Origin of the sequence: Brachybacterium sp. p3-SID1565, from assembly GCF_025143785.1 — a bacterium.
In the GTDB taxonomy this organism is placed as follows: Bacteria; Actinomycetota; Actinomycetes; order Actinomycetales; family Dermabacteraceae; genus Brachybacterium; species Brachybacterium epidermidis.
Map to the genome: position 1 here is coordinate 1 of NZ_JAMBDS010000063.1, position 15,815 is coordinate 15,815.

Below are 15,815 nucleotides of genomic sequence, written 5' to 3' on the forward strand. Positions count from 1 at the left end.
GAGCAGGGGGATCCGGGGATGAGCAAGGACGCGACCACCCGCACGACCACACGACGCACGGCGCTGACCGGGCTGGGGGCCCTGGGCGTGATGACGACGGCGGGGGCATGCTCCCTGCTTCCGGGCGGGGACGAGGAGCCGGCCGGAGGGACGGACCCGGCGCCGGGTGCCGGAAGTGACGAGGGAGGCGCCTCCTCGGAGCCCGCCCCGGAGCCTGGCACCACCTTCGACGACTGGGCGGCGGCGGAGGATCTGCGGCTCGTGGAGATCGACACCGCCGCGGCGGACGAGCGCGCGAGGATCGAGCCAGGGCCGCTCGAGCGAGAGGACCGCTTCGGGACCTGGGCCTCTCCCGGCTTCCCGGATGACTCGCCCCTGCTCACCGCCGAGCCGCTCGAGTTCGACGCCGAGGCCGCGGCGGCACTCGGTGGGGAGTCCGAGGCGCGCAGCGCCCTGCGTGACGTGCTGCTCCAGACGGTCGTCGAGGTCGCCGACACCCCGCTGCTGCTCGAGGCCGACAACTCCCGCAGCGGTGAGATCGGGCCCGTCCTCGTGAAGGCGTTCGGGCTCGAGGGCTTCGACCCCTCGGCCTTCGACCCGCTGTTCGAGCAAGTCCCCATCAGCGGGGCGCCGACGCCCGAGGTGGGCGTGCCGGAGATGTTCGACCTCGAACCGGCGCCCTATCCCGAGGATGGTCCTCGGATGAGCGTGCTGGACACCTCCAGCCTCCTCGCACGGGTGCCGGAGGGCACCACGTTCCCCGGCGCGGGCGCCGCTCTGGTCGCGTTCGTGCGCGGCGTGGTGCCGATCGTGCGCGAGGGCGAGGACGGGTTCCTGCGGCGCGAGGTCGCCTTCTATCTCGGCGTCGAGGACGGCCGGATGAACGCGCTGATGACCTACGTCGTCGCCACGGTGCCCACGCTCGCGATCTCCGACGCGGAGGAGCTGCCACTGGTCGAGCCGACCGAGGTGCCCGAGGACTGGCAGGAGATCTCCTTCGGCCGCCTCACCGCCGCGATCCCTCCGACGTCGGGTGAGCTCGAGGAGGTAGAGCTCGGCATCTCCAGCGTCGACGAGGATGGCACTCGCAAGGGCGGGATCACCCTGTTCCGTCTGCCGGTCCCGAGCCCCTACCTGCTCGACGCCGTGCTCTACGCCGCGCGGGCGGAGATCGGCGGCGCGGACCTGGTCACCGCCGCGGTCAGCCGGGGTGGCGAGGACGGGATGGTCGTCGCCGTACGCGTGCACGTGGGGGAGGAGGAGTATCGCGTGCAGGTCAACGGGGTCTCCGCCGAGGAGGCGCCCGTCCTCGCCCACCAGGTGCTGGCGGGGATTCGCGTGGAGGGGTGAGCGGAGCGACTCCTCGGCGCGCTGCAGTTCGCCTCGACCCGGTGAACAGAATGCCTCGCAGTGATGAGAGGTCCGCTGCTTCGGCGATCGAAGCGGCAGCGGGGGAGCCCTGTCCCGTCGCCGACAGCTCCGCAGCCAGCGATCGATCAGGTTGCCCACGCAGCACGAGTGGACTCACCGGCCGTCGATCTCGCATTCTGACCCGCGTTCCCGCATGGCGGACACCGGACTACGCTGTCCCCTGAAACCCGTCGCACCCGAGGGCGTGAGCGACGACCACCATCCGTACCGGAGGAGATTCCGTGACGCGTCCTGTCGTGCTCATCGCTGAGGAGCTGTCGCCCGCCACCGTCGAGGTCCTGGGCCCCGACGTCGAGGTCCGCAGCGTGGACGGCACCGACCGTTCCGCGCTGCTCACCGCGGTGGCGCAGGCCGATGCCCTCCTTGTCCGCTCCGCCACCCTGGTCGACGCGGAGGTGTACGCCGCGGCCCCGAAGCTGCGCGTCGTCGCCCGCGCCGGCGTGGGCCTGGACAACGTCGACGTCCCCGCCGCGACCGCCGCCGGGGTGATGGTGATCAACGCCCCCACCTCCAACATCGTCTCGGCCGCCGAGCTCGCGGTGACGCTGATCCTGGCCTCCCTGCGCAACCTCGGCCGCGCCGACGCCTCGATGAAGCAGGGCAAGTGGGAGCGCAAGGCCCTCACGGGCACCGAGCTGCTGGGCAAGACCGTGGGTGTGGTGGGCTTCGGCCGCATCGGTCAGCTGGTCGCCGAGCGCCTGGCCCCCTTCGGCGTGCACCTGCTGGCCTACGACCCCTACGTCAACCACACCCGCGCCGCCGAGCTGGGCGCCCGGGTGGTCGAGCTCGACGAGCTGATGCGCGAATCCGACGTGGTCACCGTGCACATGCCCAAGACCCCGGAGACCACGGGTCTGATCGGCGCCGAGCAGCTGGCGATGGCCAAGCCCACCCTGCACGTGGTCAACGCCGCCCGCGGTGGTCTCATCGACGAGCACGCCCTGGTGGAGGCTCTCACCAGTGGGCGGATCGCCGGGGCCGCGCTGGACGTGTACTCCTCGGAGCCGCCCTCGGCCTCCCCGAGCGCCGCGAAGCTGCTGGAGCTCGACAACGTCACCCTGACCCCGCACCTGGGTGCCTCCACCGCCGAGGCGCAGGAGAAGGCCGGCACCGCCGTGGCCCAGTCCGTGCGCCTGGCCCTGGCCGGGGAGCTGGTCCCCGACGCCGTCAACGTGGCCGGGGGAGCCATCGACGACCTGGTGCGCCCGGGCGTGGCCCTCGCCGACCGCCTGGGCCAGCTGTTCACCGTGATGGCGGGGGAGGCGCCCGAGCTGCTGGACATCGTGATCCGCGGCGAGATCGCCTCCCGTGACGTCACCGCGCTGAAGCTGTCGGTGCTGCGCGGTGTGTTCCGCAGCGTCGTCACCGAGCAGGTCAGCTATGTCAACGCCCCCGTCCTCGCCGAGGAGCGCGGGATCACCGTGAACCTCGAGACCCACGAGGGCACCGAGCGCTTCCGCAACGAGATCCAGGTGCGCGGCACCCTCCGTGACGGCGAGGTGGTCTCCGTCTCCGGCACCCTCAGCGGAGTGGACCAGATCCACAAGCTGATCGAGGTCGCCGGGCACCCCCTGGACGTGACACTCAGCGACCACCTGATGATGATCCGCTACGAGGACCGCCCCGGCCAGATCGGCCAGTACGGCGCGCTGCTCGGCGAGGCCGGTGTCAACATCGCCGGCATGCAGGTCTCCCGTGCCGGGGACGGACCCGGTGCGGAGGCCCTGGTGATCCTCAACCTCGACCAGTCCGCCCCGCGCGAGCTCGCCGAACGGATCGGCGAGGCCATCGGTGCCCGCGCCATCCATACCGTCGACATCGCGTACTGAACCGGAGACAGCCATGACGAGCAACCCCAGCACTCCCAGCGCCCCCGACCCTCGGCGCACCCGCATCCGTCTCGCCGTCATCGAGGGCGACGGCATCGGCAAGGAGGTGGTCCCCCAGGGTCTGCGGGCCCTGCGCGCCGCTCTCGAACCCGCCGGCGTGTCGGTGGAGACCACCGACTTCGACCTCGGCGCCGGCCGCTGGCACCGCACCGGCGAGACCCTCACCGAGGACGACATGCAGCGCCTGGCCGAGCACGACGCGATCCTGCTGGGTGCCGTCGGCGACCCCGAGGTCCCCTCAGGGGTCCTCGAGCGAGGGCTGCTGCTGAAGCTCCGCTTCGGCTTCGACCACTTCGTGAACCTGCGCCCCACCCGCCTGGTGCCCGGCGTTGCCTCACCGTTGGCCGATCCCGGCGAGGTGGACTTCCTGGTGGTCCGCGAGGGCACCGAGGGCCCGTACGTCGGCAACGGCGGATCCATGCGCACCGGCACCGAGCTGGAGGTCGCCACCGAGGTCTCGCTGAACACCGCCGTCGGTGTCGAGCGCGTGGTGCGCTACGCCTTCGAGCAGGCTCAGCGGCGCCGCAAGAAGCTGACCCTGGTCCACAAGCACAACGTGCTGGTCCACGCCGGGAAGCTGTGGAGCCGCGTGGTGGACCAGGTGGGCCGCGAGTTCCCCGAGGTCACAGTGGACTACGCCCACATCGATGCCGCCACCATCTACCTGGTCAACGACCCGGCCCGCTTCGACGTGATCGTCACCGACAACCTGTTCGGCGACATCCTCACCGACCTCGCCGCCGCGATCGGCGGCGGCATCGGACTGGCCGCCAGCGGGAACATCAACCCCACCGGCGACTCCCCCTCCATGTTCGAGCCGGTGCACGGCTCCGCCCCCGACATCGCCGGGCAGGGAATCGCTGACCCCACCGCGACCGTGTCCTCCGTGGCACTGCTGCTGGACCACCTGGGCCACGAGCAGGCCGCCGCGACCGTGCGGGCCGCCGTCGAGGCCGACCTCGCCGCTCGGGGCGAGCTGGGTACCCGCAGCACCACCGAGATCGGCGACGCCCTGGTCGCCGCGATCAGCGGACACTGACCGAACTATCCTGCCCTACCCCGTCCCGAGGAGACATCGATGAGCGCGCTCACCTTCACCCCCGCCGCCACCGCGCGGCGCATCACCGACGACGAGCGCGCCCGCATCCTCGCCGCCCCCGGCTTCGGCCAGCACTTCACCGACTTCATGGCCCACGCCCGCTGGACCGTGGAGGAGGGCTGGACCGGCGCCGAGCTGGTGCCCTTCGGGCCGCTGCAGCTCTCGCCCGCCGCGGCGGTGCTGCACTACGGGCAGGAGATCTTCGAGGGCATGAAGGCGTTCCGCCACGCCGACGGCTCCGTGTGGACCTTCCGGCCCGAGCAGAACGCGCGGCGCATGATGCGCTCCGCCCGCCGCCTCGCACTGCCTGAGCTTCCCGAGCGGGACTTCCTGGAGTCCGTGCGCGCCCTCGTGGCCGCCGATGAGCCCTGGGTGCCGCAGCCGGAGGGGGAGACCTCCCTGTACCTGAGGCCGTTCATGTTCGCCTCCGAGGAGTTCCTGGGGGTGCGGGCCTCCCACACGGTGGACTACTACGTGATCGCCTCCCCGGCCGGCGCCTACTTCCCGCGCGGCGTGCAGCCGCTCGTGGTGTGGGTGACCGACACCTACGCCCGCGCCGGCGCCGGTGGCACGGGCGCCGCCAAGTGCGGCGGCAACTACGCCTCCTCTCTGCTGGCCAAGAACGAGGCCGTCTCCCACGGGGCCGATGAGGTGATGTTCCTGGACTCCGAGACCCACACCGCGATCGACGAGCTCTCCGGCATGAACGTCTTCGCGATCACGAGGGACGACCGCATCCTCACCCCGCGCCTTTCGGGATCGATCCTGGAGGGCGTGACCCGCGAGTCCGTGCTGCGCATCGCCCAGGACCGCGGGCTTCAGCCCGTGGAGACCACGCTGCTGATGAGCGAGGTCGCCCACCAGATCAGCGCCGGGGAGATCACCGAGATGTTCGCCTGCGGCACCGCGGCGGTGATCACCCCGATCGGCGAGTTCCGCTCCCAGGACGGCACCTGGACCATCGGCGACGGCAGCTCCGGCCAGACCACCCTCGCCCTGCGCGAGGAGCTGACCGGCATCCAGTACGGCCGGGTCCCCGACCGCCACGGCTGGCTGACCCGACTGGTGTGAGGACGCCATGACGACCCCCGGCCCCCGCACCGCAGTCGACCCGATCGACGCGTTCCACCTCTACGACACCACCCTGCGCGACGGCTCCCAGCAGGAGGGGCTCACGCTCTCCGTGGCCGACAAGCTGGCCGTGGCCCGCCATCTCGACGAACTGGGGGTGACCTACATCGAGGGCGGGTGGCCCGGCGCGGTCCCCCGGGACACCGAGTTCTTCGCCCGCGCCCGCACCGAGCTCGACCTCAGGTGCGCGCGACTCGCGGCCTTCGGCGCCACCCGCAAGGCCGGGGTCCCCGTCCAGGAGGATCCGCAGGTCGCAGCGCTGGTCGACTCCGAGGCCCCCACGGTGACCCTGGTGGCCAAGTCCGATCTGCGCCACGTCACGGGCGCCCTGCGCACCGACGGCGAGGAGAACCTGGCGATGGTGCGGGACACCGTCACCCACCTGGTCCGGCTGGGGAGGGAGGTGTTCGTCGATGCCGAGCACTTCTTCGACGGCTTCGCCCATGATCCCGACTACACCACCTCCGTGGTGGTCGAGGCCTTCGCGGCAGGCGCGCGCGTGGTGGTGCTGTGCGACACCAACGGTGGCATGCTCCCGCACCAGGTGACCGAGGTGGTCGAGGAGCTGCGCGCCCGCCTGAAGGCCGCAGGCCACGCCGGGGCACGGCTGGGCGCACACACCCACAACGACTCCGGCTGTGCCGTCGCCAACGCCCTCATGGCAGTGCGCTCGGGCATCACCCATGTGCAGGGCTGCGTCAACGGCTACGGGGAGCGCACCGGCAACGCGGATCTGCTCACCATGCTCGGGGACCTGCAGCTGAAGATGGGGCTGGACCTGGTGCCGGGGGAGACCCTCGCCGAGGCCACCCGGATCGCTCACGCCATCGGCGAGATCGTCAACATGCCCGTCGGCGCCCGCGCGCCCTACGTCGGGGCCAGCGCCTTCGCTCACAAGGCGGGCCTGCACGCCAGTGCCATCCGGGTGGACCCGGACCTCTACCAGCACATGGATCCCCGCGCCATCGGCAACGACATGCGGATGATCATCTCGGACATGGCCGGGCGCGCCTCCATCGAACTGAAGGGCCGGGAGCTGGGCTTCGACCTCACCGGGCAGAAGAACCTGCTGGGGCGGCTGGCTGGCACCGTCAAGCAGCGCGAGGCGGAGGGGTACTCCTACGAGGCGGCCGATGCCTCCTTCGAGCTCCTGCTGCTGGAGGAGATGGGTCGCGTGCCGCGGTACTTCGAGGTGGAGTCCTGGCGCGCCACCTCCCAGCAGCTGCGTGACGGCACCCTGGAGACGGAGGCCACCGTGAAGCTGCGCGGGGCGGGCACTGACGGGGCCGACGGCGGCCGCTCCGTCGCGATCGCTGAGGGGAACGGTCCGGTCAACGCCCTGGACCTCGCCCTGCGGCAGGCGCTGCGGGACCGCTTCCCGCTGATCGACGAGCTGGAGCTGCAGGACTTCAAGGTGCGCATCCTCGATGCCCACCACGGCACCGACGCCACCACCCGGGTGCTGGTGCGCACCGCGGGGGCGGATCTCGAGTTCACCACCGTGGGCGTGGGCCCCAACCTCATCGAGGCTTCCTGGGAGGCGATCTCGGATGCGTACACCTACGGGCTGTACAAGGCGGGGATCACCCCGTCGGCGCCCGGCCTCGGATAGTCTGCGCGACATGACTCAACTCGTGCTCACAGCGATCGGTGATGACCGCGAAGGACTGGTCTCGGCCCTCTCCGAGCAGGTCGACCTCCATGGCGGGAACTGGCTGGAGAGCGGCCTGTCGCATCTGGCCGGCAAGTTCGCCGGTGTGGTCCTGGTGGAGGTGCCCGAGGAACGGGTCCAGGACCTCACCCGCGCCCTCGACGCCTTGCATCAGAGCGTGGGCCTGCGGGTCGACGTCACCGATGCCCGCCTCGCGGCCGGCGCGTCGGGCGATGCCGGGGAGCAGGAGCCCCTACGGCTGCACCTGGTGGGGCAGGACCGCACCGGCATGGTGCGGGAGGTCACCTCGGCGCTCGCCGCCCAGGGCGCCAGCATCGAGGACCTGCGCACCTGGACCAGCGATGCCCCGCAGGGCGGCGGCGTGCTGTTCGAGGCGGAAGCCCTGGTCGCCCTGCCGGCGGGGCGCGACCCGGGCGAGGTGCGGGAGGCGCTGGAGCGCATCGCCGCCGAGCTGATGGTGGACCTCGACCTCGACGAGCCCGCCTGAGCGTTGCCAGCGCGTTGTCAGGAGACGAGACCGGGCATGTCTACCATCGCGCTCATGCCCGACGCACCCCCGTCTGCCAGTACCGTGCCCGTCAGCTCCCCTGAGGGAGGCCTCCTCTGATGGGCACCACGATCCTCCTGCTCCTGCTGGGCGTCGCGATCATCCTCGCGCTGATCGCTGCCAACGGCTACTTCGTGGCCCAGGAGTTCGCCTACATGTCGGTGGACCGCTCGCGGCTGCGGGCCGCCGCGGCCGGGGGCGACGAGGCCGCCAAGCGCGCCGTGAAGGTCACCGAGCGCACCTCCTTCATGCTCTCCGGCGCCCAGCTGGGCATCACCGTGACCGGCCTGCTCGTGGGTTATGTGGCCGAGCCCCTGGTGGGCGAGTCCCTGGGCACGATCCTGGGAGTGGCCGGCGTACCCGCCGCCATCAGCATCGCGGTGGGCACCGTGCTGGCCCTGGTGCTCGCCACCGTGGCGCAGATGATCTTCGGTGAGCTGTACCCCAAGAACCTCGCCATCGCCGCCCCGGAGCCCGTGGCACGCGCCGTCTCCCGCTCCACCCTGATCTACCTGGCCCTGTTCGGCTGGCTGATCACCGTCTTCGACCATGCGGCCAACGGCCTGATCCGCCTGCTGGGCATGGAGCCCGTCCATGACGTGGACTCCACCGCGACCGCCAAGGATCTCGAGCGGATCGTGCGCGACTCCCGCGACAGCGGGGACATGCCCGAGGACCTCTCCGTGGTGATCGACCGCGTGATCGACTTCCCCGAGCAGGACGCCGAGCACGCCATGGTTCCCCGCGCCAAGGTCAGCACCGTGGACACCGAGACCACCATCGGTGAGATCCGCACCCTGATGGCCGGTGCCCACAGCCGCTACCCCGTGGTCTCCGACGAGGACGAGCCGGTGGGCGTGGTGCTGATGACCGACCTGCTGGCCGCTGGCCACGGCGACCACGAGTCGGTCACCGTGGCCATGCGCGAGCCCCTCATCGTCCCCGAGCGGATGCCGCTGCCCGATGTGCTGGAGGCCCTCAGCGAGGTCGGCCAGGAGATCGCCTGCGTGATCGACGAGTTCGGCACCTTCTCCGGCATCCTCACCGAGGAGGACCTCGCCGAGGAGCTGATCGGTGAGCTGCACGACGAGCACGATGCCGAGACCGACGAGGTCACCGCCTCCACCGGCCCGGAGGACTCCTGGGAGATGGACGGCGACGTCCACGCCGACGAGCTGATACGCCTGATCGGCCACCCCCTGCCGGAGGATGACTACGAGACCGTCGGCGGCCTGGTGATCGCCCAGCTGGGCGAGCTTCCCGAGGAGGGCCGCACCCTCACCATCGAGCTGCCCGCCGTGCCCAGCGACGTGGTCGCCGACCAGCCCGTGCGTCGCGAGCTCCACATCGAGGTGCTGGAGACCGACCGTCATGTGCCCAGCCGCCTCCGGGTGGAGCTGCGGGTCCACGAGATCGACCCCGATGAGCTGAAGGCCGGCGACATCGACAGCACCGACCGCGCGACGGACCAGGAGACGAAGCGATGAGCACTGATCCCGTCTTCGTCACCGTCGCGACGATCCTGCTGCTGATCGCCAGCGCCTTCTTCGTCGTCATCGAGTTCGCACTGCTCGGTGCCCGTCAGCACCGCCTCGAGGAGGAGACCGGCCACAGCGCCTCAGCGCGGGCCGCACTGAAGGGCATGCACGAGCTGACCATCATGCTGGCCGGCGCGCAGCTGGGCATCACCCTGTGCACCTTCGCGCTGGGCGCCATCACCAAGCCGGGCGTGGATGCGGCGCTGGGCCCGCTCCTGGAGGCGACCGGGCTGCCCTCCCAGGTCGCCGGCACCACCTCGTTCGTGCTGTCGCTGCTGCTGGTCACCTTCCTGCACCTGGTGGTGGGGGAGATGGCTCCGAAGTCCTGGGCCATCGCTGCCCCGGAGACCGCCGCAAAGGTCATCGCGATCCCCTCCCGGGTGTTCATCGCCGGGGTGCGGCCCCTGCTCACCTTCGTCAACGCGGTGGCCAACCGCCTGGTGGCGGCCAGCGGCTTCGAGCCCATGGACCGCGCCGCCGTGGGCGGTCACGACGCGGAGACCATCCGGCAGCTGGTGGAGCACTCCGGGGAGCAGGGCGTGCTGGAGCAGGAGTTCCGCGACCAGATCTCCGAGGTGCTGGACCTGGCCGACGCCCCGTTGTGCGGGTTGATCGACCCGGCCGACCGCGCCACCGCCGTGGATCGCGATGCCACCGTCGCCGATCTCCAGGCGGCCTCGGCCCGCACCGGTCACAAGCGGATCCTGGTGCGGGACCTGGATGCCGACGGCCCCGGTGTGATCCACGTGCGCGACACCCTGCTGGAAGATTCGGCCCGTCCCGTCGCCGAACTGGCTCGCCCCGCCTTCCGGCTCCAAGGGGACACCCCGGTGCTGGCCGCGCTGACCATGATCCGGGGAGAGAACGAGCAGCTCGCGGCGGTCATGGACGGGGAGGAGTTCCTCGGCGTGGTCACCTCGACCGACATCATGCGCAAGGTGCTGCCCCGCCGGGAGCCGCAGGAGACCGGCGCCTAGAGGGGGTCCACGCGCAACCGGAACCCCTGCGCCCGCAGCCGCTCGACGAGCACATCGCCCAGGGCCACGGCCGGTGTCAGCACGCCCCCGCCGGGGCGGCAGCGCTCGGGCTCCACGGCCAGGGCGAGCGCGCACTGTCCGATCATCACGCAGGTGGCGGCGTACCCGGGGTCACCCTGGGCGCCCACGGTGGCCAGGTACCCCTGCCCGTCCTGGGCGGTGGTCCGGGCCTGCACCTCGAACAGGCCGGAGGCGCGCTGTTCGGGGGAGGGGCCCTCGCCGGGCTTCGGCAGCAGAGCATCGACGATCCGCGACAGGCCCGGTGTGCTCAGCCCCAGCCACAGCGCCGCGAGTCCGGTGCGGAGCGCCTGTGCACGCCGGCGTCCCCTCCGCCCTCGCCCGGTGTCGACCATCTCGCGGTACCGGAACGCCGCGCCGTACCCCGCCGGTGTGTCCCCGTGCTCGCGCAGCAGCGCGTGGCTGCGGCGCACGATGCGGGTGTTGTAGGAGGCCATGACGAACGGGGCCGTCCACCGGCCGGAGCCCGCCTCGACGAAGACGTCCGTGGAGTCCTCTTGCCCGGGCAGGCGCGGATCGGCGGCACGGTCCGGTGCGAGCGCGTAGGGATCGGCGGCCAGCTGCGCCGCCTCCCGGTCGGAGCGGACCAGGGAGAGCTGCTCGCGCATCGAGTCCACGGTGCCTCCGCTGAGCCCACCGCGCAGCCGTGTCACCAACAGGGTGGTGTCGCCCAGCCCGCCCGCTCCGTCTGCGGTGGCGGCGCCGTGCAGGAGGTGGACGGCCAGATCGGAGGGGACCGAGTCGAAGCCGCAGGAGTGGACGATGCGGGCCCCGGTGCGCACCGCCTCGTCATGGGCGCGGTCGATCGACGCGCGCACGAAGGCGACCTCCCCGGTCAGGTCCACGTAGTCGGTGCCGGCGCGGGCGCACTCGAGCACCAGCGGCAGGCCGTGGCGGTGGTACGGGCCGACGGTGCTCAGCACCACCCGGGTCGATGTGGCCAGGTCCGCCAGCGCGGCCTGGTCGCTGCTGTCAGCGGTGAGCAGATCCCACTCGGGGCGGCCGTGCCGGTCCCGCACCTCCTCCAGGCGGGAGACGGTGCGGCCCGCCAGGGCGATGCGCAGCCCGGGGGGAGCCTGGTCGGCGAGGTGCTGGGCGACCAGACGGCCGATGAAGCCGCTGGCACCGAACAGGACGAGGTCGTGACGCCGGTCGTGGTCCATCCCTCGACCGTACCCTTCCCGTGCGCTGAGCGGGGAGCGCGCAGGGAGCCGATACCGGCGTCAGTGCCCGCCCAGCTCGCCCACGTGGGTGATCGCCAGCACCGGCTCGCCGGCCTCGTCGGTCGCCTCCAGGTCCAGCTCGGCCTCGATGCCCCAGTCGCGGTTGTGGTCCGGATCGTCCAGCACCTGTCGGATCCGCCACACCTTGGACTCCTCGGTGATCTGCAGCAGCTGCGGTGAGCGGGCCGGGCCGTCGATGCCGACGTGGTCGTAGGTGTCGTAGTAGTCGTCCATCGCCTCGGCCCAGGCCTTCCGGTCCCAGCCCGAGGCGCCGTCCAGCTCCGCCAGGCGTGCCTCGCGTTCGAAGGCGAAGTGCTCCACGCGCTGCCACATGGCCGAGCGCACCATGGTGCGCAGCACCTTGGTCTGGGCGGAGAGGCCGCGCGGGGTCGAGGGGCGGATCTCCTCGGCACCGTCGGTGGCGTCCTCGGGATGGGTGAGGGCCTCCCACTCGTCCAGCAGCGAGGAGTCGATGCCGCGCACCAGCACCCCGAGCCACTCGATCATGTCCTCGAGCTGCGTGGTGCGCAGATCCTGCGGGATGGTGCGGCGCATCGCCTGGTAGGCGTCGGAGAGGTAGCGCAGCACGATGCCTTCACTGCGGGCCAGGCTGTAGCGCTGCACGAACTCGCTGAAGGTCTGCCCGGTCTCGTAGATCTCGCGCACGATCGACTTGGGGGAGAGGTCACCGGCCCGCACCCAGGGGTGCTTTCCGCGGTAGATCTCCAGGGCGGCCTCGAGGTCCTCCTCCAGGGGCCTGGGCCAGGTGACCTCGTCCAGCTGGGCCATCCGCTCGGTGTACTCGACGCCGTCGGCCTTCAGCTCCGCCAGCAGCTCGCCCTTGGCGGCGTTCTGCTGTGCCAGCAGGATCTGCATAGGGTCCTCGAGGATCGCCTCGATGATCGAGACGGTGTCCAGGGTGACCGTGTCAGACTCCTCGTCCAGGGAGTCGATCATGGCGATCGCGAACGGGGCCAGCGGCTGGTTCATGGTGAAGTCCAGCTGAAGGTCCTCCACCAGGGCGATGCGACGACCCAGATGATCGGGCTCAGCGAGGATCTCGATGATGTCGGCGTCGCGCAGCCCGCGGAAGATGTCGACCGCCTGTTTGACCAGCGCCAGCTTCTGGGTGCGGGTCTGGTGGCTGGTCATGATCAAGTGGCGGCCAGCAGCGATCGCGTCCCCGGGCCGGGCGATCAGCGCCAGCACCATGGAGGCGGTGATCCGAAGGTGGGGGCGGAGCTGCTCGGGCGGGTTCTCCACCAGCTTGGTGAGGTTCTGCTCGGACCACGTCACCGCGCCGTCGGGGACCTTGGGCCTCGGCTCCTTCTTGCGCTTCTTGGCGCTGTTGGGCGCCGTGCCGGCCTCCTCGCGGGCACGCACCTTGGCCCGCTCCTTCTCGAACTCGATGGTCCACACGGGGGCCTGCACCACCACGTGGCCCACGGTGTCGAAGCCCGCCCGGCCCGCACGGCCGGCGATCTGGTGGAACTCCCTCGCGTTCAGAAGGCGCGTGCGACGCCCGTCGTACTTCGCCAGCGCTGTCAGCAGCACGGTGCGGATGGGCACGTTGATGCCCACCCCCAGGGTGTCGGTGCCGCAGATGATCTTCAGCAGCCCGGACTGGGCCAGCTTCTCCACCAGACGCCGGTACTTGGGGAGCATGCCGGCGTGGTGCACGCCGATCCCCTCACGCACCAGGCCGGACAGCACCCGCCCGAAGCCCTTGGCGAAGCGGAAGTCGCCGATGATCTCCCGCACCTGCTCCTTCTCCGCGGCGGTGAGGATCTTCTGGCCCTTCAGGGCCTGCGCCTGCTCGAGCGCCTCCTTCTGGGTGAAGTGCACGATGTAGACCGGCGCGTCGCGGTCCTCGACGATGGTGGCGATGGTGTCCGGCAGGGGCTCGAGCGACCAGCGGAAGTCCAGCGGGACCGGGCGGGGCGCGTCGTCGATGGTGGTGACCGGACGCCCCGTGCGCTGTTCGAGGTCCTCCTCGAAGAAGGAGACATCACCCAGGGTGGCGCTCATCAGCACGAACTGGCAGTCCGGCAGCTCCACCAGCGGCACCTGCCAGGCCCAGCCGCGCTGGGGGTCCCCGTAGAAGTGGAACTCGTCCATCACGGCCAGGCCCACATCGGAGGTGGGGCCGTCGCGCAGGGCGTGGTTGGCGAGGATCTCCGCGGTGCACACGATGATCGGGGCGTCGTGGTTCACCGAGCTGTCCCCGGTCATCATGCCCACGTTCTCGGCGCCGAACTGGGAGACCAGGTCGAAGAACTTCTCGCTCACCAGCGCCTTGATGGGGGCGGTGTAGTAGGAGCGCTGGCCCCGGGCCATGGCCGCGAAGATCGCGCAGTAGGCGATGGTGGTCTTGCCCGAGCCGGTGGGGGTCGCTGCGATCACGTGATCCCCGGCGGCGATCGCCAGCAGCGCCTCCTCCTGGTGCGGGTAGAGGCTGCGGCCGATGGCCTGCTGGGAGGCGATGAAGCCCTCGACGATCCGGTCCTGCGCGGCCTCGTCGTCCGCAGCGACAGGGGAGGAGTGGTCACCGGGCAGGAAGCGCGTCAGCAAAGCCATGGGTCCAGTCTCTCAGGTGCAGCCATCCGCTTAGGTGCAGGCCTCTCACTGGTCAGGGAGCGTCGACCGGCAATCCCTCGAGCTCACCCAGGATCCGCCCGCGGAGCTCCTCGGCTCTGTCGGCCAGGGCGCGCTGCCGTCGTACGTACTCCGCCTTACCCGCCGGCGTCTCGATCGGGACTACCCCGTACCCCAGGGGCCGAACGTCATAAGGGCTCGCCTCCATGTCCAACACGCGGGTCTGGCGGGCATGCTCGAAGCAGTCCAGCGCCAGGGTGCTCGAGACCAGGGGTGAGAGCTTCATGGCCCACTTGTACAGGTCCATCCCCACGTGCAGGCACGCAGGATTGTCATTGGCCATCTGTGTGGCCCGAGTGGGCTGGGTGGCGTTGCGCGGAGCGGCCGAGGGGGTGAAGAAGCGGAACGCATCGATGTGCGAGCACACCAGGCGCTCGCGCTCCACCACGGCGTCCGTCTCGGCCTGGTTCAGGCGCAGCGGGAGGGCCTCGTGACGCTGCTGACCGGGTCGGAGCCCATGCACCATCGCCCATTCGTGCAGGCCGAAGCAGCCGAACTGCGGGGAGCGCAGCGCCATGGAGGAGGCCGACAGCAGGCGCACCATGAAGCGGAGAGCATCGGAGCGCTCGGCGAGGTACCGGCCCACATCCGCCCGGCGCAGGGGCGTTGTCGCGGGAACGTCCACGTACCAGGTGCGCGAACCGGCCTCCTGCACGTCACCGCCGATCCCGTGCCCCGCTGGGTCGAAGTCGGCGGCAGGGTCGTAGGCCGTGCGCCACCCCGGATGCCAGCGACGCAGCCGGGCTGCGGAGAAGGGGTAGTAGGAGAACAGGAAGTCCTCCACCGGGTGCTTCTCCCCTCGTGCGCGCCGCTCCCGGTGACCGGCGGTGAGGGCGTCGGCCCGCTCCTCGTGGAGCGCGCGCGCCTGCCGGGCCTGCTCAGCGGTGAGCACCCGCCCGGGCGCACGGATCGGCGGTATCGTCACCCGGCTCCTTCTCGAGTGCCGGCAGCGGCAGCGGGGAATTCGCCGCGCAGGTACCTGCGGTGCGCGTCCATCGCCGCCCGGGTGGGCGCGAGGTGTTCGCGCGGATCGCGGGCCCGGGCGTCGTACGGCTCGCTGCGCCAGAAGATGTACTGGTAGGCCGTGACGGCGGCGGTGATGCGCTCGCCGTTGGCCGAGAGGGTGTGGTGGGTGTGGATGCAGGTGGCCCTGCGCCAGTACCAGTGGGTGCTGGACTCGATCATCGCGATCTGATCCCACGGGATCCAGCGACGGATCCAGTACCCCCGCACCTCGATGCCGGTGGTGGTCACCACCATGGCCATCGACGTGCTGCGCCATGCGAGCGCCAGGACGGCGCCGCTCACCGCCAGGTACAGGAACCCACCCCCGATGACAAGTGCCACAGTCCAGGCCGACTGTCTGCTGCCGATGACGGCTGCGACCAGCAGTGCCACGGGTACCAGCGCGGTGAGAGCAGCGATCAACAGCGCGACCCGCTGCAGGACGACCAGGGCGCGGTTGAAGCCGAACCAGTGCAGTTCACGCCCCCGGTCCTGGGTGCGTGCTCTCGCGTCGGCCATCGTTCCCCTCTCGGTCTCCCGTACGTGCACTCGAGGCGTGACGGGGCGGTG

General features: G+C 71.0%; 12 protein-coding genes. 8 read left to right on the forward strand and 4 right to left on the reverse strand.

What is annotated here, in order from left to right:
• The 8 genes from M4D54_RS12400 to M4D54_RS12435 all read left to right on the forward strand — a co-directional run.
• The coding region (locus M4D54_RS12400) for a hypothetical protein (protein ID WP_311199711.1) at positions 1-1,350 on the forward strand (1,350 nt) is incomplete at its 5' end.
• 302 nt (positions 1,351-1,652) lie between these two features.
• Entirely contained in the window at positions 1,653-3,260 is a 1,608-nt protein-coding gene (gene serA, locus M4D54_RS12405; protein ID WP_193864838.1) for a phosphoglycerate dehydrogenase, read from the forward strand.
• 13 nt (positions 3,261-3,273) lie between these two features.
• Positions 3,274-4,359 carry a 3-isopropylmalate dehydrogenase gene (locus M4D54_RS12410; protein ID WP_193864839.1) on the forward strand — a complete coding sequence of 362 codons (1,086 nt, stop codon included), beginning with the start codon at positions 3,274-3,276 and terminating at the stop codon, positions 4,357-4,359.
• A gap of 39 nt (positions 4,360-4,398) precedes the next feature.
• Positions 4,399-5,490, forward strand: a complete 1,092-nt coding sequence (locus tag M4D54_RS12415; RefSeq protein ID WP_193864840.1) for a branched-chain amino acid aminotransferase — start codon at positions 4,399-4,401, stop codon at positions 5,488-5,490.
• Between the two features lie 7 nt (positions 5,491-5,497).
• A complete protein-coding gene (cimA, locus tag M4D54_RS12420) occupies positions 5,498-7,162 on the forward strand; it encodes a citramalate synthase (RefSeq protein WP_193864841.1) in 1,665 nt (554 codons plus the stop codon).
• A 10-nt stretch (positions 7,163-7,172) separates the two neighbouring features.
• Positions 7,173-7,709, forward strand: coding sequence for a glycine cleavage system protein R (locus tag M4D54_RS12425; protein WP_259891860.1), 537 nt, complete (start codon positions 7,173-7,175; stop codon positions 7,707-7,709).
• 119 nt (positions 7,710-7,828) lie between these two features.
• Positions 7,829-9,256 carry a hemolysin family protein gene (locus M4D54_RS12430; protein WP_259891862.1) on the forward strand — a complete coding sequence of 476 codons (1,428 nt, stop codon included), beginning with the start codon at positions 7,829-7,831 and terminating at the stop codon, positions 9,254-9,256.
• On the forward strand, positions 9,253-10,284 hold the full coding sequence (locus M4D54_RS12435) for a CNNM domain-containing protein (RefSeq protein ID WP_193864844.1): 1,032 nt from the start codon (positions 9,253-9,255) through the stop codon (positions 10,282-10,284). The genes M4D54_RS12430 and M4D54_RS12435 overlap by 4 nt, the downstream gene beginning before the upstream one ends.
• Here M4D54_RS12435 and M4D54_RS12440 read toward each other — a convergent pair.
• From M4D54_RS12440 to M4D54_RS12455, 4 genes are all read right to left on the reverse strand, one after another.
• Positions 10,281-11,525, reverse strand: coding sequence for a trans-acting enoyl reductase family protein (locus M4D54_RS12440; protein ID WP_193864845.1), 1,245 nt, complete (start codon positions 11,523-11,525; stop codon positions 10,281-10,283). The genes M4D54_RS12435 and M4D54_RS12440 overlap by 4 nt on opposite strands.
• A 60-nt stretch (positions 11,526-11,585) precedes the next feature.
• Positions 11,586-14,162 carry an RNA helicase gene (locus M4D54_RS12445; RefSeq protein ID WP_193864846.1) on the reverse strand — a complete coding sequence of 859 codons (2,577 nt, stop codon included), beginning with the start codon at positions 14,160-14,162 and terminating at the stop codon, positions 11,586-11,588.
• 52 nt (positions 14,163-14,214) lie between these two features.
• Complete coding sequence (locus tag M4D54_RS12450; protein ID WP_193864847.1) at positions 14,215-15,165, reverse strand: 3-methyladenine DNA glycosylase; 951 nt, start codon at positions 15,163-15,165, stop codon at positions 14,215-14,217.
• Positions 15,162-15,815 (reverse strand): hypothetical protein (locus tag M4D54_RS12455; protein ID WP_259891863.1); only part of this gene is annotated, 654 nt, incomplete at its 5' end. The genes M4D54_RS12455 and M4D54_RS12450, both read right to left, overlap by 4 nt.

Coding starts and splice junctions, on each gene's coding strand:
- M4D54_RS12410 (WP_193864839.1), top strand. CDS start 3,274: ATGACGAGCAACCCCAGCACTCCCAGCGCCCCCGACCCTCGGCGCACC.
- M4D54_RS12415 (WP_193864840.1), top strand. CDS start 4,399: ATGAGCGCGCTCACCTTCACCCCCGCCGCCACCGCGCGGCGCATCACC.
- cimA (WP_193864841.1), top strand. CDS start 5,498: ATGACGACCCCCGGCCCCCGCACCGCAGTCGACCCGATCGACGCGTTC.
- M4D54_RS12425 (WP_259891860.1), top strand. CDS start 7,173: ATGACTCAACTCGTGCTCACAGCGATCGGTGATGACCGCGAAGGACTG.
- M4D54_RS12430 (WP_259891862.1), top strand. CDS start 7,829: ATGGGCACCACGATCCTCCTGCTCCTGCTGGGCGTCGCGATCATCCTC.
- M4D54_RS12435 (WP_193864844.1), top strand. CDS start 9,253: ATGAGCACTGATCCCGTCTTCGTCACCGTCGCGACGATCCTGCTGCTG.
- M4D54_RS12440 (WP_193864845.1), bottom strand. CDS start 11,525: ATGGACCACGACCGGCGTCACGACCTCGTCCTGTTCGGTGCCAGCGGC.
- M4D54_RS12445 (WP_193864846.1), bottom strand. CDS start 14,162: ATGGCTTTGCTGACGCGCTTCCTGCCCGGTGACCACTCCTCCCCTGTC.